Source organism: Streptosporangium sp. NPDC006007 (assembly GCF_040614315.1).
Taxonomy (GTDB): domain Bacteria; phylum Actinomycetota; class Actinomycetes; order Streptosporangiales; family Streptosporangiaceae; genus Streptosporangium.
Window position 1 is genome coordinate 93,441 of sequence record NZ_JBEXUG010000017.1, and the last position, 17,792, is coordinate 111,232.

At 72.1% G+C, this 17,792-nt stretch carries 18 protein-coding genes; 9 read left to right on the forward strand and 9 right to left on the reverse strand.

Features of this window, described 5'->3' with window-relative positions; translation table 11 throughout:
• Positions 1–64: 64 nt before the first annotated feature.
• The 7 genes from ABZ194_RS15925 to ABZ194_RS15955 form a co-directional block, all read right to left on the reverse strand.
• A complete protein-coding gene (locus tag ABZ194_RS15925) occupies positions 65–1,420 on the reverse strand; it encodes an MFS transporter (RefSeq protein ID WP_355596687.1) in 1,356 nt (451 codons plus the stop codon).
• A 49-nt stretch (positions 1,421–1,469) separates the two neighbouring features.
• Complete coding sequence (locus ABZ194_RS15930) at positions 1,470–2,267, reverse strand: glycerophosphodiester phosphodiesterase family protein (protein WP_355596689.1); 798 nt, start codon at positions 2,265–2,267, stop codon at positions 1,470–1,472.
• 134 nt (positions 2,268–2,401) lie between these two features.
• Entirely contained in the window at positions 2,402–2,968 is a 567-nt protein-coding gene (locus ABZ194_RS15935; RefSeq protein ID WP_355596691.1) for a TrmH family RNA methyltransferase, read from the reverse strand.
• Positions 2,969–3,092: 124 nt separating this feature from the next.
• Positions 3,093–3,704 (reverse strand): methyltransferase, encoded by a 612-nt coding sequence (locus ABZ194_RS15940; protein WP_355596693.1) that lies wholly within the window; start codon positions 3,702–3,704, stop codon positions 3,093–3,095.
• 32 nt (positions 3,705–3,736) lie between these two features.
• Entirely contained in the window at positions 3,737–4,684 is a 948-nt protein-coding gene (locus ABZ194_RS15945) for a VWA domain-containing protein (protein ID WP_355596695.1), read from the reverse strand.
• A complete protein-coding gene (locus tag ABZ194_RS15950) occupies positions 4,681–5,640 on the reverse strand; it encodes a DUF58 domain-containing protein (RefSeq protein ID WP_355596697.1) in 960 nt (319 codons plus the stop codon). The genes ABZ194_RS15945 and ABZ194_RS15950 overlap by 4 nt, the downstream gene beginning before the upstream one ends.
• Complete coding sequence (locus tag ABZ194_RS15955) at positions 5,637–6,641, reverse strand: AAA family ATPase (RefSeq protein ID WP_355596699.1); 1,005 nt, start codon at positions 6,639–6,641, stop codon at positions 5,637–5,639. Before ABZ194_RS15955 ends, ABZ194_RS15950 begins: the two co-directional genes overlap by 4 nt.
• Positions 6,642–6,818: 177 nt before the next feature.
• On the opposite strand from ABZ194_RS15955, the gene ABZ194_RS15960 reads away from it, so the two are divergent.
• Positions 6,819–7,580 carry a hypothetical protein gene (locus ABZ194_RS15960; protein ID WP_355596768.1) on the forward strand — a complete coding sequence of 254 codons (762 nt, stop codon included), beginning with the start codon at positions 6,819–6,821 and terminating at the stop codon, positions 7,578–7,580.
• Positions 7,581–7,817: 237 nt separating this feature from the next.
• On the forward strand, positions 7,818–8,090 hold the full coding sequence (locus ABZ194_RS15965) for a WhiB family transcriptional regulator (protein WP_355596701.1): 273 nt from the start codon (positions 7,818–7,820) through the stop codon (positions 8,088–8,090).
• Between the two features lie 54 nt (positions 8,091–8,144).
• Here ABZ194_RS15965 and ABZ194_RS15970 read toward each other — a convergent pair whose 3' ends face one another.
• Both ABZ194_RS15970 and ABZ194_RS15975 read right to left on the reverse strand, forming a co-directional pair.
• Positions 8,145–10,217, reverse strand: a complete 2,073-nt coding sequence (locus tag ABZ194_RS15970) for a catalase (protein ID WP_355596703.1) — start codon at positions 10,215–10,217, stop codon at positions 8,145–8,147.
• A gap of 213 nt (positions 10,218–10,430) precedes the next feature.
• The gene (locus ABZ194_RS15975; protein ID WP_355596705.1) at positions 10,431–11,624 is read right to left on the reverse strand and encodes a M20 family metallopeptidase; all 1,194 of its coding nucleotides are present in this window, start codon (positions 11,622–11,624) and stop codon (positions 10,431–10,433) included.
• Between the two features lie 118 nt (positions 11,625–11,742).
• Here ABZ194_RS15975 and ABZ194_RS15980 point away from each other — a divergent pair, with 118 nt between their 5' ends.
• The 7 genes from ABZ194_RS15980 to ABZ194_RS16010 are packed head-to-tail and all read left to right on the forward strand — an operon-like array spanning position 11,743 to position 17,760.
• Entirely contained in the window at positions 11,743–12,753 is a 1,011-nt protein-coding gene (locus ABZ194_RS15980) for an ABC transporter substrate-binding protein (protein WP_355596707.1), read from the forward strand.
• 5 nt (positions 12,754–12,758) lie between these two features.
• Positions 12,759–13,610, forward strand: a complete 852-nt coding sequence (locus ABZ194_RS15985) for an ABC transporter ATP-binding protein (protein WP_355596710.1) — start codon at positions 12,759–12,761, stop codon at positions 13,608–13,610.
• Entirely contained in the window at positions 13,604–14,413 is an 810-nt protein-coding gene (locus ABZ194_RS15990) for an ABC transporter permease (protein WP_355596712.1), read from the forward strand. Before ABZ194_RS15985 ends, ABZ194_RS15990 begins: the two co-directional genes overlap by 7 nt.
• Before the next feature lie 25 nt (positions 14,414–14,438).
• A complete protein-coding gene (locus ABZ194_RS15995; protein WP_355596714.1) occupies positions 14,439–15,026 on the forward strand; it encodes an antibiotic biosynthesis monooxygenase in 588 nt (195 codons plus the stop codon).
• Positions 15,023–15,709 (forward strand): GntR family transcriptional regulator, encoded by a 687-nt coding sequence (locus ABZ194_RS16000; protein WP_355596716.1) that lies wholly within the window; start codon positions 15,023–15,025, stop codon positions 15,707–15,709. The genes ABZ194_RS15995 and ABZ194_RS16000 overlap by 4 nt, the downstream gene beginning before the upstream one ends.
• Before the next feature lie 24 nt (positions 15,710–15,733).
• Positions 15,734–16,834: an aspartate-semialdehyde dehydrogenase gene (locus tag ABZ194_RS16005; protein WP_355596718.1), complete on the forward strand. Its 1,101-nt coding sequence runs from the start codon at positions 15,734–15,736 to the stop codon at positions 16,832–16,834.
• On the forward strand, positions 16,831–17,760 hold the full coding sequence (locus tag ABZ194_RS16010; RefSeq protein WP_355596720.1) for an Ldh family oxidoreductase: 930 nt from the start codon (positions 16,831–16,833) through the stop codon (positions 17,758–17,760). Before ABZ194_RS16005 ends, ABZ194_RS16010 begins: the two co-directional genes overlap by 4 nt.
• Positions 17,761–17,792 lie beyond the last annotated feature (32 nt).

Sequence of the window (17,792 nt, forward strand, 5' to 3'; positions counted from 1 at the left end):
CACACGGGGTGATCCAATCGCGTGTTCTTGACCCGGTCTGCTGCGGGCCCCGGCCGGAGGACGCTCAGATGCGCTCGGGCACCGGGTTGCCGGCGGCCCGGACGGCCCTGGGAAGGTTGATCGCGCCCAGCGCGACGAGCCCGAGCAGGAAGAAGACCACCAGCGAGACGATGCCGAGCCGATAGCTGTCGGTCATCTGCAGCGCCACGCCCAGGACGAACGAGCCGAGGAACGTCGAGCCCTTGTCACTGATCTCGTACAGGCTGTAGTACTCCGCCTCCTTGCCCGCCGGGATCAGGTGGGAGAACAGTGACCGCGACAGGGCCTGGGTGCCGCCCATCACGATCGCGATGGCGAACCCGAGCGCGAAGAACGGCAGCGCCGCCCCCCTGGGCAGGAAGTAGGCCACGCCCACCACGGCCACCCAGCCCACCAGCGCGACCATCACCACGCGTTTCGCCCCGTAGGAGGCGGCGAGCCGGCCGAGCAGCAGGGCGCCGCCGAAGGCGACGAACTGCACCATCAAGATCGCCGCGATGCGCTCGGTCTGGCCCAGCCCGAGCTCCTTGTCGGCGTAGATGGCCGAGAACGAGATGACCGTCTGCACGCCGTCGTTGTAGATCAGGTAGGCGACCAGGAACGCCAGGGTCAGCGGGTAGCGGCGCAGCTCCCGCACGGTACGGCCCAGCTGCCCGAAGCTTCCGGTCACGGCCCGGCCGGCGTTCCCGGCGCCCGAGGTGAGGGTGTGCCGGTTGCGCAGCCGCAGCATCGGCACGATGGTGAACCCGGCCCACCACAGACCGGCCGAGGACAGGGAGATGCGCACCGCCTCGCCCTCGGAGACGCCGAGGGACTCGTGACCGAGGAAGAGGGCGAGGTGTACGGCGAGCAGCAGGCCGCCGCCCAGGTAGCCGAACCCCCAGCCCCGGGCGGAGACGCCGTCGCGCTCGTCCGCCGTGGAGATGTCGGGCAGGAACGAGTTGTAGATGACGAACGCGGCGGCGAATCCGAGGTTGGCGATCAGGAACAGCGCCCCGCCCAGCAGATAGCGCCCGTCGGAGACGAACCAGAAACAGACCGTGGCCCCGGCGCCGAGATAGGCGAACGCGCCCATGAGCTCCTTCTTGCGGCCGGTGTGGTCGGCCAGGGCTCCGGCGACGGGCATCAGCACGATCTGCAGGACGGCCGCGGCGCCCACCACGAAGGAGTAGTAGGCGCTGGGCCGCACGTCGAACCAGAGGACGTCCACGTATGGGCGGCCCCGGGCCGCGTTCTCGGCGATCCTCGTCAGGTAGGGGCCGAGGAAGACCGTCAGAACGGTGGTGGGGAAGGCGGAGTTGGCCCAGTCGTAGAAGTACCAGCCGCGCTGCTCGCGGCGGCGATCCGGAAGGGAGTCCGGGACGACCTGCTGGGTGGCCATGGGGGATCCTCGGTTCGATGGGGGAGTGGGGAGGTCGGAGGGGGGCGGCTCACGCGGCGAGCCGGCCGGGGTGCCACTGGCCGCGTGCCTCCAGCACCTGGCGGAGGCCGGAGATGTTGTCGGTCATCACCCCGTCCACGCCGAAGTCGAGCAGACGCCCCATCTCCCGGGTGTCGTTGACCGTCCACACGTGGATCTGCATGCCGAGAGCGTGTGCCGTGCGGATCAGCGCGGGGGTGGTGATCCGCAGGTGGCGGAAGCCCGCCGGTACCTGCGCGCACGGCACCCCGGCGCGGGCCAGCCGGGTGAGCAGGCGGCCGTAGCCGGAGGTGGTCGCCGCGGCGCGCAGGGCCGCGACCCCGCGTGGCCCGAGCGAGGAGCACACCTGGCGGCCGACCGCCGCGCGGGCGCGGGCCAGCCGTTCGTCGGAGAAGGAGGTGAGGCAGATCCGGTCGTAGGAGTTGGTTCTCCTGATCGTCTCGGCCAGCGGCCCGATGGCCGCGGACTCCTTGACGTCGATGTTGAAACGCGCCCGGGGCCAGGAGCCCAGCAGGTCGTCCAGGACCGGGATCTCGTCCACCCCGTCGATCCGCGCCTCACGTACCAGGCGGTACGGCAGGTCGGCGATCCGGCCGCGCCGGTCGGTCACCCGGTCCAGGGTGTGGTCGTGGAAGGCCAGTAACACCCCGTCGGAGGTGGCGTGCGCGTCGGTCTCCAGGTACGTGTATCCGAGCTCGACGGCACGGGCGAACGCTGCATGGGTGTTCTCCCGGCTCTCGGCGGCCCCGCCCCGGTGGGCGAAGGCGAGCGGGCCGGGATGGTCGAGGAAGGCGTAACGGCGCGACACGTGCAGGAGTATGCCCGGTACGGGCGCGGTACGTCACAGCGGGCCGGTGAACGTTTGGGTCACGGGCCCGCCCGGCCCCGGCTCTCCGCGCTCGGCTTGGCAGCCCGGAGCCCGGAGCCAGGGGTTCGGGGCACTCAGTCCTCGTGCTCGCCGGGCGGCTCCTTGCCGGCCCACTCCCGGCGGCGGGCCTCGGCCACCGCGATCGCCGTGGCGACCGCCACGTTGAACGAGCCCACCCGCCCGACCTGCGGGATGTAGCAGACGGCGTCGGCGGCCTCCAGCAGGGCGGGGGAGCAGCCGTGATCCTCGCTGCCCACCACCAGGCACACGTCGCCGCCGAGCTTCGCCTCGTGCAGCGGGACCGCGTCTCCGGTCAGCTCCACCGCGATCACGGTGAACCCCTCCGCCCTGGCTGCCCGGACCGCGTCCAGCGCGGGAACCGGCTCCTCCCAGGCCACCAGCCGGTCGGTGCCCAGCGCGGTCTTCTGCGCCTTGGGGTTGGTCGGGAGGGTGGCGTTGCCCGCCAGCCAGATCCGCTCCACGCCGAAGGCCGCGGCGGTGCGGAAGATGGATCCGATGTTGAAGGGGCCGGTCACCGACTCCAGGATCAGGGCGAGCCGTCCCTCGGTGTTCCTGCGCCAGGTGCGGTTGAGCCGCTTGACGTCGGTCGGCCGCAGCTGCCTGCGGGGGTTCGCGGTCATCGGTCGTTCACCGTTCCTTGGTCGTTCCTCGCCCGTCCCGGGTCTCCGGGGCCGTGCCGCGTGGGTGGCTGAGTCGTCGTGTGCCCGTTGTCTCCGCCGGGGGTCTCGCCGTGCCGGGCCGTTCTCACCGCGCCGGGTCCGCGGTCCTGGCCCCGACCTGGAGGACCCGGTAGGAGGACCGGGAGGCGAGGCGGGTGGCCGGCCAGCCCTGTTCGTTCAGCCAGCGCTGCAGGGAGTCGGAGCCCAGGTGCTTCTGGACCACCAGGTAGGCCGTGCCGTCCGGGGTGAGCCGGGACAGCCAGCGGGAGAGCATCTCGTGCATGGCGGCCTTGCCGATGCGGATCGCCGGGTTGGACCAGATCGCCGCGTAGCGGACCTCCGGCGGCACCTCGTCGACATGCATCGACCTTACTTTGTCAAGGGCGGCGGCCCGCGCGTTTCTGGCACAGAGTTCCACCGACCGCCGGTTGACGTCCACCGCCCAGACCGTCGCCCGGGGCGCGCGCGAGGCCATGGTCAGCGCGATCGGCCCGTAACCGCAGCCCAGGTCCAGCAGATCGCCCTCGGCGGGAGGCGCCGGGACGGTCTCCAGCAGGATCCGGGTGCCCTGATCGATCCGCTCGGGGGAGAAGACCCCGCTGTCGGTCTCCAGCCTCAGATGAAGGTCGGGGAGCACGAGCGTGACCGACCCGGGACGGCTGGCGGTCTCGGGGCGCTCCTCGAAGTAATGTGCCACGTCGTAGAACGTTACCAACGGCCGGGAGCGGGTCAGGGCAGCCGAGTTCCCAGCAGCCCGGAGGCCGCGGCGACCAGCAGCCCGGCCACGATCGCCGCCACGACGAACCACTGGCCGATCTCCTGGCTGACCGTCCGGTATCCGAGCGAGCTGCCGATCTGCTCGTACACCTCGCGCAGCTGGTTGCCCGACTCCGCCTCGTAGGCCCGGGCTCCGGTGCCGTTCGACAGGCTCTGCAGAGTGATCTTGTTCACCGGCACGTTCACCTCGCGGCCGTCGATCGTGACGGTGCCGTCCTGGGTGCCGTAGGCGATGGTGGAGACCGGCACGCGCGCGCCCCTCGCCGCCTCGATCGCCTCCGCCACCGACCGGCCCGAGGTGTTGTCGCCGTCGGACAGCAGCACGATCGCGGCGGGCGGCGGATCGGTGACCGCCTGCTGGTCGAAGGAGCGGATGGAGTCGATCGAGCTGAACACCGCCTCGCCGATGGCGGTACCCGCCCGGGTGGTCAGGTTGCCGATCGAGGTGATCACCGCCTGGTGGTCGGTGGTCGGGGAGACCACCACGGAGGCGGAGCGGGCGAAGGCGACCACCCCGACGTTGAAGCGCTCCGGCAGGTCCCCGACGAACTTCTGGGCCGCCTCCTTGGCCGCGGCGATCCGGTTCGGCTGCACGTCGGCGGCCTCCATCGACAGCGAGACGTCCAGCGCGACGATGATGGTCGCCCGGTCGCGCGGAACCCGTACCGAGTCGGCCGGCCGGGCCGCGCCGACGATCATCAGACCCATCATCAGCACGAACAGCGCGGGGGCGACGTGCCGGCGCCAGTCGGGGCCGGAGGGGGCCACCAGCGTCAGAAGCGGCAGATTGGTGAAGCGCACCGCGTAGCGCCGCCGGGCGAACTGGGCGGCCACATAGCCCGCCACGACCAGCGCGAGCGCGGCCAGCAGCCACAGCCAGGCCGGGGAGAGGAAGGTCATCGGATCCTTCCCGACGTCGGGTGCCGGTGTGTCAGGTGCGCCGTACGCCGCTGCCGCAGCACGAACTGCGCGATGTCGGCGACCCAGTCGCGGTCGGTGCGCAGCACCAGGTGGGCCACCCCGCAGCGGCGCAGCGCCGCCCGGGTCGCCGCCCGCTGCGCGGCGGCCGCCTCGGCGTAGGCCGCGCACACCCTGGCGGTGAGGCGGATCCTGCGGCTCCGCCCGGACTCCGGGTCGGTCAGGCTCACCAGCCCAACCGGCGGCAGATCAAGCTCGCGCGGGTCGATCACCTCGACGGCCAGCACCTGGTGCCGGGCGGCCAGGCGGCGGATCGGCCGCTCCCAGGGTGGCTCCGTGCCCGGCTCCAGGGCGGGCCCGGCGTCCAGGAAGTCGGAGACGATCACGCGCAGGCCGCGCCGCCGCCGCGCGGAGGCGAGCGCCTCGATCGCCTCCGCGAGGTCGGGGGCGCCTGCGAGGGGGCGGCCCCGGGGAGCGTCCATCAGCGAGTGCAGCAGGCCGTACAGGGCGGGCCGGCCGCCCCTGGCGGGCATCCGGTGGATGTACTCGTCGTGCAGGACGTAGGTGCCGAAACGGTCGCCGATCCGGCTGGTGAGAAACCCGATCGCGCCGATCGCGGCGACCACCAGGTCCCGCTTCTCCATCCCGGCCGTGCCGAAGTCCATGCTGGGCGACAGGTCGGCCAGGGCCCAGGTCTCCAGCTCCCGGTCGGAGATCAGGTCCCGCACGTGCGGGACGGTGGTGCGGGCGGTCACCGCCCAGTCCATCATCCTGATGTCGTCCTCGCCGGGGACGTACACCCTGCTGTCGCCGGACTCGCTGCCGGGGCCGGGGAGCAGCCCCTGGTAGGAGCCGTGCAGCAGCCCGTCCAGCCGCCTGACGACGGTGAGTTCGAGCCGGCGCAGGGCCTGCTCCGAGGCGCTCACGACCCCGGTCACCGGGAGTCCTGGTTCCACACCACCAGGGGTGGGGGTACCGCGGTCAGCACCTGCCTGACCACGTCCTCGGGGTCCACTCCGTCGGCCAGCGCGTCGAAGGTGAGCATCAGCCGGTGGGACATCACGTCCACGGCCACGTCGCGGACGTCGTCGGGGAGCAGGTAGTCGCGGCCCCGCAGCAGGGCCAGTCCCCTTCCGGCGGCGACCAGGCCGAGGGTGGCGCGGGGACTGACCCCGATCTCGATGTTCTCCGCCAGCTCGGGCAGGCCGTACTCGGCGGGGGAGCGGGTGGCCATCACCAGCCGGACCACGTAGTCGGCGACGAGCTGGTGCACCGAGACCCGGTCGGCCGCCGCCTGTAACGCGATCAGCCGTCCGGGGTCGAGCACCGCCTGGGGGGTGGGAGGGGTCACGCTCATCCGGTGGAGGATCTCCAGCTCCTCGTGGGCGTTGGGGTGGGTGACGCGGACCCTGAACAGGAAGCGGTCGCGCTGCACCTCGGGGAGGGGGTAGACGCCCTCGGACTCGATCGGGTTCTGGGTGGCCAGCACGATGAACGGCCTCGGCAGCGGGTGGGTCCGCCCGGCCAGCGTCACCTGGCGTTCGGCCATGACCTCCAGCAGCGCGGACTGCACCTTGGCCGGGGCGCGGTTGATCTCGTCGGCGAGCAGGAAGTTGGCGAACACCGGGCCGAGCTCGACGTCGAAGGCCTCGCGGGAGGGATGGTAGACCCGGGTTCCCACGATGTCGCTGGGCACCAGGTCAGGGGTGAACTGGATGCGGGCGAAGTCGCCGCCGACCACGGTGGCCAGAGTGGAGGCGGCCAGGGTCTTGGCGACCCCGGGCACCCCCTCCAGCAGGCAGTGACCGCGGGCCAGTAACGCCACGAGCAGCCGTTCCACCATGTGCTCCTGGCCCACGATGACCCGCCGGACCTCGGCCAGAGCCTCGCGCAGCGGTCCGGTGTCGATCCCGCTCGGCAGCTCTTCGGCGACGGTCATCGCATTCCTCCAGCGTGGAGACCTCGGGCTCCGGCCGTGGAGAGGAGGTCACGTCGATATTCCACCAAATGAAACGCCGGGTCGCACGGCTGTCGGATGCCCATCTGGTGTTGGTACCCACAGTCGGTGCCCACCCGCACCCGGATGGGCGGGGCGTGCCCGCCGCCGTGTGCTTTCATGGCAGGCGTGGCCAGTCCGCTCCAGTACGGTGACCCGCCCCGGTTGGGGCCCTTCGTCCTGCAGGCCCGCCTGAGGGTGGGGCCCGCCGGGCTGGTCTACCTCGGGTGCGGCTCCGACGGCCGGGCGGTCTCGGTCGCGGTGCTGACCAGGGGGGCCGCTCTGGACCCGGTGGCTCGCGACCGGTTCGTCACCGGGATCCGTGAGGCGGCGAGCCGTTCCGGGGTGCGGGGCTGGGTGGCCAGGGCGGCGCGCGGCCGGGCGGCGGTGGCCGACACGGCGCCGCAGGTGCTGGCCATGGACGGCGGGAGCGCGCCGTGGGTGGCCACACCGTACGAACCGGACAGGGCGGGGGCCGAGCGGTTCCTGGAGTCGGTGCTGGTGGGTGGCACGCTGATCGGTGAGCGGCACGGCCCGGACTTCGAACCGCACTGGGCGGACGACCGGTCGCCGGCGCTGCCCGCGCCGCCCCGGGAGGCCCCGCCGCCCGTGGAGACCCACCGGTCGGTGGTGGTCGCCGGGGTCGTGCTGACCGTGCTGCTGGTGCTGCTGGCGGTGATGGTCTGGCTGCTGCTGCGCCGGGAGGAGGACGGGGCGCCGCTGCCGAGGCCGTTGCCGGCGACGGAGTTCGTGCCGACCCCGCCGCCGGTCCCGGCGACCCCGGAGCCCGGGCGGCCCACCGTCTCACCGTCCCCCTCGCGGAGTGGTACGGGGACCCCGGGACCGAGGCGGGGCGACGAGGACGACGGCGCGCCCATCTGACCGATGCCCGATGCCCGATGCCCCGGGGGCCGGGGCCGGCCGGAGAACCGGGCGTCGTTCAGGGCGCTCCCCGGCCCGGTCCCGGTTTTCACCGGTGCCCGGGGCGGTGGGAAAACCCGGGGTCAAGGCGCTTTGATTTTTCCCCCGCGAAGGTATGAATGTGCTTCCCGCGGGCACCCGATTCAGCAGCCGAGTCGCCAACCGTCGAGCTTCTTCACCGTTGTCATTGGACCGCCTATGTCTATTCAGGGCAATGTCATCCCCATCATCCACTGGTCTCGCCGTTCCTCCTGTCTCAGCGAGGATCCCGAGCTTTTCTTTCCGGTCTCCTCGGAGGGGCCGGGCCGGGCGCAGTACGAGAGGGCCAAGGCCGTGTGCCGCCGCTGCCCGGTCCGGTCGCGCTGCCTGGAGTACGCGCTGAACACCCACCAGATGTACGGGGTGTGGGGTGGCACCACCCCCGACGAGCGCAGAGCGGCCATGTCGGCGCTGCGGCGCGAGGTCAGGTAGCCGAGGCCGGGCGAGCAGGGCCGGGCGAGCCCTGCCCGGGAGACGGCGCGACGCTCACGCCGGTATCCGCCCGGTGGGACGGCCGTGGTGCCGGTGCGCGGCGACCGCCTCGGCGAACGCGGAGGCGAAGTCCCCCAGGTCCTCCGCCGTTCCGGTGACCACCCCCGGCGGCGAGGCGGACTCGATCCCCGCGGCCTCCAGCAGCTCCGCCCCGGCGCCCAGGGCGCCGACGGCCTTGCCGTGTTTGAACGCCTCGGAGACGAAGTGCAGGGCGTCGCCGTCCTCGGCCAGCGCCTGGACGCTCCGCCTCCCACCGGGAACCAGTACCGCGTCGTACAGCACCGAGGCCACGGTGGTCAGCGGGCGGGTCACCTCCAGCCGATCGCCGTTCTCCCCGAGTACGGCGCCACCCCGCGCGGCGAGCACCTCGCACACCGCCCCCATGCCGGCGAGCGCGCCGGAGACCGCGGCCACCTGGGTGACGTCCACGCCGTCGGCGACGAGGACGGCGATCTTCCGGGTGGACACGCTCCGCACCGGTTCGTGATCCTGGCTGAGGGCGGGGGAGCTGCGGCCGTGGTTGGGCGTGGTGACCTCTCGCGGCGGCTCGGCCCCGATGCCCTCGGCGACCAGCACGGCCAGGTCGTGGTCGACGTTGTTGAGGTTGCGGACCACGCCTTCGCGGATGTGGGCGTGCTCGACCTTGCCGAGTTCGAAGCGGAAGGCGGCGACGATGTGCTCCCTCTCCCAGCCGGCCATGCTGTTCCAGAACAGGGTGGCCTGGCCGTAGTGGTCGGCGAAGCTCTCGCTGCGCCTGCGGATCTTCTCGCCGTCCACCCGCTCCTGGTGGTGCCGGTAGGCGTTCTCGCCGCCGACCACGGGGTAGCCGCCGCCGAGTGAGCTGGGGTGGTAGCTCGCCCGGCCGCACGGGATGACCGACTGGTGGTAGCCGTCGCGCTGGTTGTTGTGCACCCCGGTCACCGGGCGGTTCACCGGGATCTGGGCGAAGTTGGGCCCGCCGAGCCTGATCAGCTGGGTGTCGAGATAGGAGAACAGCCGGGCCTGGAGCAGTGGGTCGTTGGTGAAGTCGATGCCCGGTACGACGTTGCCCAGGTGGAAGGCGACCTGCTCGGTCTCGGCGAAGAAGTTGTCGGGGTTGCGGTCGAGGACCAGGCGCCCGACCGGGCGCACCGGTACCTCCTCCTCGGGGATGATCTTGGTGGCGTCCAGGAGGTCGAAGCCGAAGGCGTGCTCGTCCTCCTCGGCCACCAGCTGGACGCCCAGCTCCCACTCGGGGAGGTCACCGTTGGCGATCGCCTCCCACAGGTCCCTCCGGTTGAAGTCGGGATCCCTGCCGGCGATCTTCTGGGTCTCGTCCCAGACCAGCGAGTGCACCCCGAGCCTCGGCTTCCAGTGGAACTTCACGAAGGTGCCCCGGCCGGAGGCGTCGACGAGGCGGAAGGTGTGCACGCCGAAACCCTGCATCGTCCGGTAGCTGCGGGGCAGGGCCCGGTCCGACATCAGCCACATCATCATGTGGGTGGTCTCCGGCTGGAGGTGCACGAAGTCCCACAGCGTGTCGTGCGCCGACGACGCCTGCGGGATCTCGTTCTGCGGCTCGGGTTTCACCGCGTGCACGAAGTCGGGGAACTTGACGCCGTCCTGGATGAAGAAGACCGGCATGTTGTTGCCGACGAGGTCGAAGTTGCCCTGCCGGGTGTAGAACTTGACGGCGAAGCCGCGCACGTCCCGCACGGTGTCCGCCGACCCGCGCGATCCGGCCACGGTGGAGAAGCGGACGAACACGGGGGTCCGCGGGCTCGGTGAGGTGAGGAAGCCGGCGGTGGTGAAGGCGGCCAGCGAGTCGTCGTAGGCCTCGAAGTAACCGTAGGCCCCCGCGCCGCGGGCGTGTACCACCCGCTCGGGGATCCGCTCGTGGTCGAAGTGTGTGAGCTTCTCCCGGAAGTGGAAGTCCTCCATCAGCGTCGGACCGCGTTCGCCCGCCTTGAGCGAGTTGTCGGTGTCGTCCACCTGGACGCCCTGGTCGGTGGTCAGGACGGTGTCCTCGTAGTCGACGCGGGCCTCGTCCAGTCGCCGATCCTTCTCCGTGCGGTGGTCGCCGGTCATGAGTCCTCCCGTTGGAACGCCGGGACCGGGATGCCCCGGTGCAGGACGGCTATACCCGACTCATATCGACGAAACGGTCAAGTGCTGGTGCTTCCCGCCTCCTTTGCCACTGCTTTTCCCGCTCGTCCGCGGGGTGTGCCGACGGGCCCGTTCGCGGCCACCGCCGCCCGCGGGAGCGGGGCGCGGTGAGCACGGGGCACGGCCGGTGAGGTCTCAGGCCAGGGCGAGCGCGGCGTAGAGGGCCACCCCGACGGTCAGGGCGTCCTCGTCCAGGCGCATCAGCGGCGAGTGGTTGGGGGCGGGGGGCTCCGCGCCCGGCGGCCGGGTGCCGAGCTGGAGCAGGGCTCCGGGGACCTTCGCCAGGATGTGGCCGAAGTCCTCGGAGGCGAAGGCGGGACGCTCCAGCGTGTGGACCCGGTCGGCGCCGATCAGCGCGGTGGCCGTCCCGAGGGCGAAGGAGGTCTGGTCCGGGTCGTTCACCGTGGGCGGGGCGACCGGTGACCACGTGACGTCCGCGGCGCAGCCGTGGGCCGAGGCGACCCCCTCGGCGACGTGCCGGACGAGGGCCATGGCGCGTTCGCGGCCGGTCGCGTCCATCGCGCGGACGCCGCCCTCCAGCACGGCCCGGTCGGCGACGACCCCGGGTGCCGTGCCCGCGTGACAGGTGCTCACCGCGACCTGCCAGGGGTGGGCGGGGTCGGCCGCCCGGGTGACGCGCGCGTGGAGCGTCTGCACGAAGGCGGTGGCCGCGCCCAGGACGTCGTCGGCCTCGTGGGGGCGGGAGGCGTGCCCGCCTCGCCCCGTGACCGTGACCGTGAACTGGTCGCTGGAGGCGAGCAGCCGTCCGGGGCGGCCGGCCACGTGACCGGAGGCCAGGGTGGGCGACTGGTGGAGGGCGAACGCCCGGTCGGGGGAGTGGTCGTCGAGCAGCCCCTCGCCGAGCATGGCCAGGCAGCCGCCGTACCCCTCCTCACCGGGCTGGAAGACGAGCACCGCCGTGCCGGCGAGCCGCTCGCGCCGCCGGGCGAGAACGTGCGCCGCTCCTGCCAGCATCGCGGTGTGCGCGTCGTGGCCGCAGGCGTGCATGGCCCCGGGCACGGTGCTCGCGTACGGCTCGCCCGACCGCTCGGTGATCGGCAGGGCGTCCATGTCCGCGCGGAGCAGCGTGGTGGGACCGGGCAGCGCTCCCTCGATCCGCACCACCACCGAGCTGCACGAACGTCCGGTCGTGGTGGTCAGGCCGAGCGGGGCCAGGGCCTGTAGCACGGCCGCCTGGGTGGCGGGCAGCGTCAGGCCGACCTCGGGCCGCCGGTGTACGGCGCGGCGGAGTCCGATGACGAGTTCGTGGACCTCCGAGGCCTCCTGAATGAGATTTCCAGGTACAGAAGGTACGGAAAGTATAGACAAGCGATACCTCTCATATGTATCTGTAGTTGCAACCTGATGCATCAGAAGTCTATGGTGCTTTTAACACATTTCCCGCCGTTTTGGTGGTAAATCATTAGGAGGTGCCGTGAGGCGCCCAATGTTGTTGATCAGCGCTGCCGGGCTGGCAGTCGCCCTGCTCGCCGCCTGTGGTACCGAAGCGGAACCGAAGCCCGGCGCGAGCGCCGCGGAGGGTCCCGAGATCACCTTCCTGTACTCCCCGTACGCCGACTACGGCGCGTTCTTCCTCGCCGAGGACAAGGGCTACTTCGACAAGCAGGGCGTCAAGGTCAAGCTGGAGCCCAAGGGCGGTTCGTCCGGCGAGACGTTCCAGCTGGTCAGCGCGGGCAACGTCACCTCGGGCGGCGCCTCCTGGGGTGCCGGCCTGTTCAACGCGGTGAAGACGGGCGCCTCGCTCTCCGTCCTGGCCAGCGTCTCCCGCGTCCCGACCGAGGGCCGTGACCCGTCGCCGTTCATGGTCGGGGCCGACTCCGGCATCACCTCGGTGGCCGGGCTGAAGGGCAAGAAGGTCGGCGTCCCCGGCCCCGGCGGCTTCGGCGCCTACTCCGTGGCGCTCGCCCTGGCCACCGGGGGCCTGACCCTCAAGGACGTGGAGCTGGCCAACGTCAGCCCGCCCGACGTCGGCGCCGCGCTGGCCAACGGCGCCATCGACGCCGCCTGGACGATCGAGCCGCTCTCCACCGCCCTGGAGGACAAGAAGATCGCCACCCGGCTGGTCGAGCACCACGCCGCGGGCACCGAGCTCGGCGCCATCGTGTTCAACACCGACTTCGTGTCCAAGAACGAGGACGCCGTCGTCAAGTTCCTGACCGCCTACCTCAAGGCCGCCGACGAGCTCGCCAAGGGTGGCTGGAAGGACGCGGCGAACAAGGCCATCATCGCCAAGTACACCGACCTGCCCGTCGAGACGATCGACCGCATCGGCCTCACCGAGAACGACCCGACCGGCGCGATCGACTGGTCCTCGGTCGCCAAGCAGGAGGAGTTCTTCGCCAAGCAGGGTGACCTGGAGTACAAGGGAACGGCGGACGTCAAGTCCGTCTTCCGCCAGGACCTGCTGGACCGCGCACTCGCGGCCGCGAAGAATTGACGACCGTGAGCGCTCCCCCCATCGACCTCCGGGGCGTCTGGAAGGGCTTCCACGACGTCCGGCGCGACCAGACGGTGATCGCGGTCGAGGACGTCTCCTTCTCCGTCGGCCAGGGCGAGTTCGTGTGCCTCCTGGGCCCCTCGGGATGCGGGAAGAGCACCCTGCTGCGGATCCTCGCCGGTCTCGACCGCCAGGACCTCGGCGAGGTCGAGGTGGACGGCCACACCTCGGTCGTCTTCCAGGAACACGGCGTGTTCCCCTGGCTCAGCGTGGAGGAGAACGTCGGCTACCCGCTGAAGGTCCGCGGAGCCGGCCGGGCCGAGCGGCGGCGGCTGGTCGCCCCGCTGCTGGAGCTCACCGGCCTCACCGACTTCCGCGGCGCCTACCCGCACCAGCTCTCCGGCGGGATGCGCCAGCGCACCTCCGTCGCCAGGGCGCTGGCCGACGACGGCGAGATCCTGCTGATGGACGAGCCGTTCGGGGCCCTGGACGAGCAGACCAGGCTGGTCCTCCAGCAGGAGCTGCTGCGCATCTGGCAGGACAGCGGCAAGAGCGTCGTGTTCATCACCCACAGCGTCGACGAGGCGCTGACCCTCGCCGACCGGGTGCTGGTCATGTCCGCCCGGCCGGGCAGGATCCTGGCCGACGTGCCCGTGCCGTTCGGACGCCCGCGCGACATCCTGGAGCTGCGCAGGGACCCCCGCTACGGTGAGATCACCTACGAACTCTGGCGGCTGCTGCGCCAGGGTGCCGCCTCCGCCTCCCCGGACGACCCCTCGGACGTCCCCCCGGACGCTCCGTCGAGCGCCTCCCCGGACCAGGACGTCCCGGCCCCCTCGGAGGTGAGGGCATGGTGAGCACGTCGCCTTCGCGGGAGCTGCTGGTGGGCCGGCTGCGGAGCGAGCGGTCCGGGCGGGCCGCCAGGATCGCCGGGCCCTTCACCCCGATCCTGCTGCTGCTCGTCTGGGAGGTCGCGAGCCGGTCCGGCGTGCTGGACGCCCGGTTCTTCCCGCCGCCGACCTCGATCGTCGGTACCTTCGCCGACCTCGTGGCGGCGGGAACGCTCCAGAACCACGCGCTCGCCACGCTGAGCCGCGTGGGCGTGGGCCTGGTGCTCGGCGCGGTGCCCGGTCTCCTGCTCGGCATCGCCCTCGGCGCGGTTCCCCTGCTCCGCGCGCTGTTCGGGCCGATCTTCGCCAGTCTCCTGCCGATCCCCAAGATCGCGATCCTTCCCCTGCTGCTGCTCATCTTCGGCCTCGGCGAGGCGAGCAAGTGGGTGATCGTCGCCATCGGCGTCTTCTTCTACGTCTTCTACAACACGATGGGCGGCGTGCTCCAGATCCAGCCGATCTACTTCGACGTCGCCAAGAGCAGCGGCGCGAGCAGGTGGCGGACCTGGACCACCGTGGCGCTCCCCGCCGCGCTCCCCAGCATCTTCACCGGTCTCAAGCTCTCCGTGGGCGGCGCCTTCGTGATCATCGCGGCCTCGGAGTTCGTCGGATCCCGCACCGGCATCGGCTACCTGATCTGGAGTGCCTGGGGCACCCTCTCCGTCGCCAAGATGTACGTCGGCATCGTGACGATCTCCCTGCTCGGCTACCTGGCCGGGCTGCTGGTCGCCTTGCTCGAACGCCGTCTTGTCCCCTGGTCACGCCAGTGACCCCGATTCAGAGCGAGGTCCTTTGATGTACGCGCGTTACAGCACGCTGGAGTTCGACGCCGGCAAGCGCGCCGAGGTGGTCGGCTACTTCGGGGCGGAGGGTACGGCGGGCCCGTCGGGCCGGCCCGGCTGGCGCGGCTCCGTCGTGCTGGAGTCCGAGATCCCCGGCCGTCTGCGCACGGTCACCTTCTGGGACTCGGCCCGGCATTTCACCGACTTCCACTCCGGCCAGGCCCACTCCGGCATCAACAACAGCTTCGCCGACCTCGGCGTCCGGGTCACCGAGCGGGAGGGGGCCGACACCGTACTGCCCCCGATCATCGCCGGTGGCCACGTGCGCGCGGTCACCGTGCGGATCGCCGCCGAGCGGCGGCCCGGGGTGGAGGAGTTCTGGCGGGAGCGCGGCCGGCCGCTCATCCTGCGCCAGCCGGGAGCGATCCGGGCCGAGGCGTTCTGGACCGGTGAGGAGTTCACCCTGCTCATGGAGTGGGTCGACGAGGCCGCCGCCGCGGCGTTCGTGACTGGGGACGACCACGTCGAGTTCGCCGACGGCATGGGCACCGGCCCCGAGGACGTGGTGTCACGGCGGGGCATGAACCGGATCAGCGCATGATCGACGCCCGTCGCGACGGGGGCGCGGCGGGGCTCCGGGAAAGCGTCTACGCCAACCTACGCCGCCGTATCCTCGTCTGTGATCTGCTCCCCGGCCACCCCCTGGACATCGGTGACCTGGCCGCGGAGTTCGGCACCTCGCGGACCCCGGTCCGCGACGCGCTGCACCGGCTCTCCCACGAGAACCTCGTGGAGATCTCCCCGCGCAGCCAGACCCGGGTCGCGCCGGTCACCCTGCAGGATCTGATCGACCTGCTCAACCTGCGCGAGGCCATCGGCCCGATGGCGGCCAGGCTGGCCGCGCAGTCCCCACCGGCCGAGCTGGAGAAGCTGTCGGAGGAGACGGAGTTCGGGTACGGCCTGGCCGCCGACTCCTCCTCGGTGCTCTCGGCCTCGCACCTGTTCCACTGCACGATCGCCCGGCTGTCCGGCAACGTCCGGCTGCACCGCATCACCGAGAGCCTGTTCGAGGACCTCGAACGGATCCTCCGGCTCTGCTCGGCGCGTCCGCTGGAGCCCGGCGAACCCCTCGACGATCATCGCAAGCTCCTCGACGCCTTGCGTGACCGCGACGGGAAGCGGGCCGCGGAGATCGAGTTGCGGCACATACGGAAGGCGCGCGAGGTGGTCATCCGTCTCGCTCTCGACTCCGGGGTGTTCGCCAACCAGCGCCTGCACTCCTGAATTCCCCTATTGAAAGGCAGTTCGATGTCCAAGATCGGTGTTGGCCTCCTCGGTGTGGCCGGCAAGACCCCCTTCGCCTATATCGGTCAGCGCGGCCTCGGCCTGTTCGGCGACCACCCGTGGTTCGACGTGCGGGCGATCATCGCCGACGACCCCGCCGACGTGGGCCGCACGCTCGGCGAGGCCGTGGCCGACCGCTGGCTGCTGGACGAGCCCCTCCCCGCCCAGTGGGCCGACGTCCGCCTGGTCGGCATCGACGGCCCCGCGCTGCGCGAGGCCGGGGTCAGCCTGGTGCTTTCCGGCCTGCCGGGTCCGCACGCCCGCGAACTCGACCCGCAGCTCGCCGCCCTGGGCTTCGGCGTGATCAGCGAGTCGGGGGGGCTCCGCCTGGAGGACGACGTCCCGCTGGTCGTCCCCGAGATCAACCCCGGGCATCTCGCGCTGGTCAAGAGCCAGGCGGCCACCCGTGGCCACGACCGGGGCTTCCTCGTCGCCAGCCCGCTCTGCACCGCGGTCATCGTCGGCCTCGCCGCCAAGCCGCTGCAGGACGCCTACGGCGTGCGCTCGCTGGTGACCACGACCATGCAGGCGCTGTCGGGCGCGGGCAAGAGCGGCGTGGCCGCGCTCCAGGTGATCGACAACCTGATCCCGTACATCTCCGACGAGGAGCAGAAGCTCGACTCCGAGCTGGCGAAGATCTTCGGCACCCTGCAGGGCGACCGCGTCGTGCCCTGGAGCGCGCCCATGGCCTCGACCTGCACCCGCGTCCCGGTACGGGACGGTCACACCGCCGTCCTCTCGGCGGGCCTGGGCGCCACCGCGTCCGCCTCGGAGATCGCCGAGGTTCTCGGCTCCTTCACCGGGAACGCCGCCGAGTACAAGCTGCCCTCCGCCCCCGGCAGGCTGATCGCGGTCCGCGACGAGCCCGACCGTCCCCAGCCGTTCCTGGACCGGGACGCGGGCGACGGCCGTACCGTCAGCGTCGGCCGGATCCGCACCCACGAGGCCCTGGAGTCGGGGGTCTCCCTCGTCGCGGTCGGCCACAACCACGACCGGGGCACGGTCGGCAACGCCCTGCTCCTCACCGAGCTGGTCGCGGCGGCCGGGCTGGTCGGCCCGGCGTGACCCTGGCCGCGGCCGGGCAGGCGCGGGCACTCCTTACGGGGGTGCTCGCGCCCTACCCCGACGACCGGACGCTGGTGGCCGAGGCGCTGGTCTCCGCGCACCTGCACGGCCATCCGGAGTTCGGGCTCCCGCTGCTCGACCGGGAGCTCACCGGGCCCGGATCCCGGTGCGCCGTGCCGGCGCTCCGGGGGGCGGGAGCCGTACGCACCCTGGACGCGCTCGGTGTGCCCGGCCCCGTCGCGATGGCGGCGGCCGTACGGCACGCCGGGCGGATCGCCGGTGAGCTGGGCGCCGGGCTGGTCGCGGCACGGTCGGTGACCGGGACGGGCCGGCTCGCCCCCTACGTCGCCGCGCAGGCACGAGCCGGCCGGGTCGCACTGCTCCTCGCGCACGCTCCGCGCACGGTCGCCCCGCACGGCGGCCACACCCCCGTCCTGGGCACGAACCCGATGGCCTACGCGCTGCCACGGGCGGACGGCCGGGTTCTGGTCGCCGACTTCGCCACCGCGGCGATGACCCAGGCCGGCCTGGGCGGGTACCGCGCCCGGGGAGAGGAGCTGCCCGCCGGGGTGGCCGTCGGCGCGGACGGCGGCGCGGTGACCGACGCCGCCGCCGTGCACGCGCTGCTCCCGGCGGGGGGACTCCTGGGCACCCTCACCGGCCTGCTGGTCGAGTCCGTCGCGGGCGCCCTCCTCGACCAGCGTGACGGCGCCACCGGACGGGGGATCGTCGCCCTGGTCGTCGACCCCGCCTTCCTCGACGCCGCCGAGGGGCCGGCCGACCGGGTCGAGGCGCTCTGCCTCGAACTCGGTACGGCGGGCGGCCACGTGCCGGGCTCCACCGAGGGGACGCGTTCCGGGGACGTGATCGACGTCGACGACGAGGTGTGGTCGCGCCTGCGGGACCACGCGGCCCGGTACGGCTGAGCGGGCCGCCGCCGGGGTGACCCGCCGACCTT

What these genes read in the sequence shown, in the direction of transcription:
- ABZ194_RS15925 (WP_355596687.1), bottom strand. Translation starts at nt 1,420, where the DNA reads ATGGCCACCCAGCAGGTCGTCCCGGACTCCCTTCCGGATCGCCGCCGC.
- ABZ194_RS15935 (WP_355596691.1), bottom strand. Translation starts at nt 2,968, where the DNA reads ATGACCGCGAACCCCCGCAGGCAGCTGCGGCCGACCGACGTCAAGCGG.
- ABZ194_RS15945 (WP_355596695.1), bottom strand. Translation starts at nt 4,684, where the DNA reads ATGACCTTCCTCTCCCCGGCCTGGCTGTGGCTGCTGGCCGCGCTCGCG.
- ABZ194_RS15955 (WP_355596699.1), bottom strand. Translation starts at nt 6,641, where the DNA reads ATGACCGTCGCCGAAGAGCTGCCGAGCGGGATCGACACCGGACCGCTG.
- ABZ194_RS15960 (WP_355596768.1), top strand. Translation starts at nt 6,819, where the DNA reads ATGGCAGGCGTGGCCAGTCCGCTCCAGTACGGTGACCCGCCCCGGTTG.
- ABZ194_RS15965 (WP_355596701.1), top strand. Translation starts at nt 7,818, where the DNA reads ATGTCTATTCAGGGCAATGTCATCCCCATCATCCACTGGTCTCGCCGT.
- ABZ194_RS15970 (WP_355596703.1), bottom strand. Translation starts at nt 10,217, where the DNA reads ATGACCGGCGACCACCGCACGGAGAAGGATCGGCGACTGGACGAGGCC.
- ABZ194_RS15980 (WP_355596707.1), top strand. Translation starts at nt 11,743, where the DNA reads ATGTTGTTGATCAGCGCTGCCGGGCTGGCAGTCGCCCTGCTCGCCGCC.
- ABZ194_RS15990 (WP_355596712.1), top strand. Translation starts at nt 13,604, where the DNA reads ATGGTGAGCACGTCGCCTTCGCGGGAGCTGCTGGTGGGCCGGCTGCGG.
- ABZ194_RS15995 (WP_355596714.1), top strand. Translation starts at nt 14,439, where the DNA reads ATGTACGCGCGTTACAGCACGCTGGAGTTCGACGCCGGCAAGCGCGCC.
- ABZ194_RS16000 (WP_355596716.1), top strand. Translation starts at nt 15,023, where the DNA reads ATGATCGACGCCCGTCGCGACGGGGGCGCGGCGGGGCTCCGGGAAAGC.
- ABZ194_RS16005 (WP_355596718.1), top strand. Translation starts at nt 15,734, where the DNA reads ATGTCCAAGATCGGTGTTGGCCTCCTCGGTGTGGCCGGCAAGACCCCC.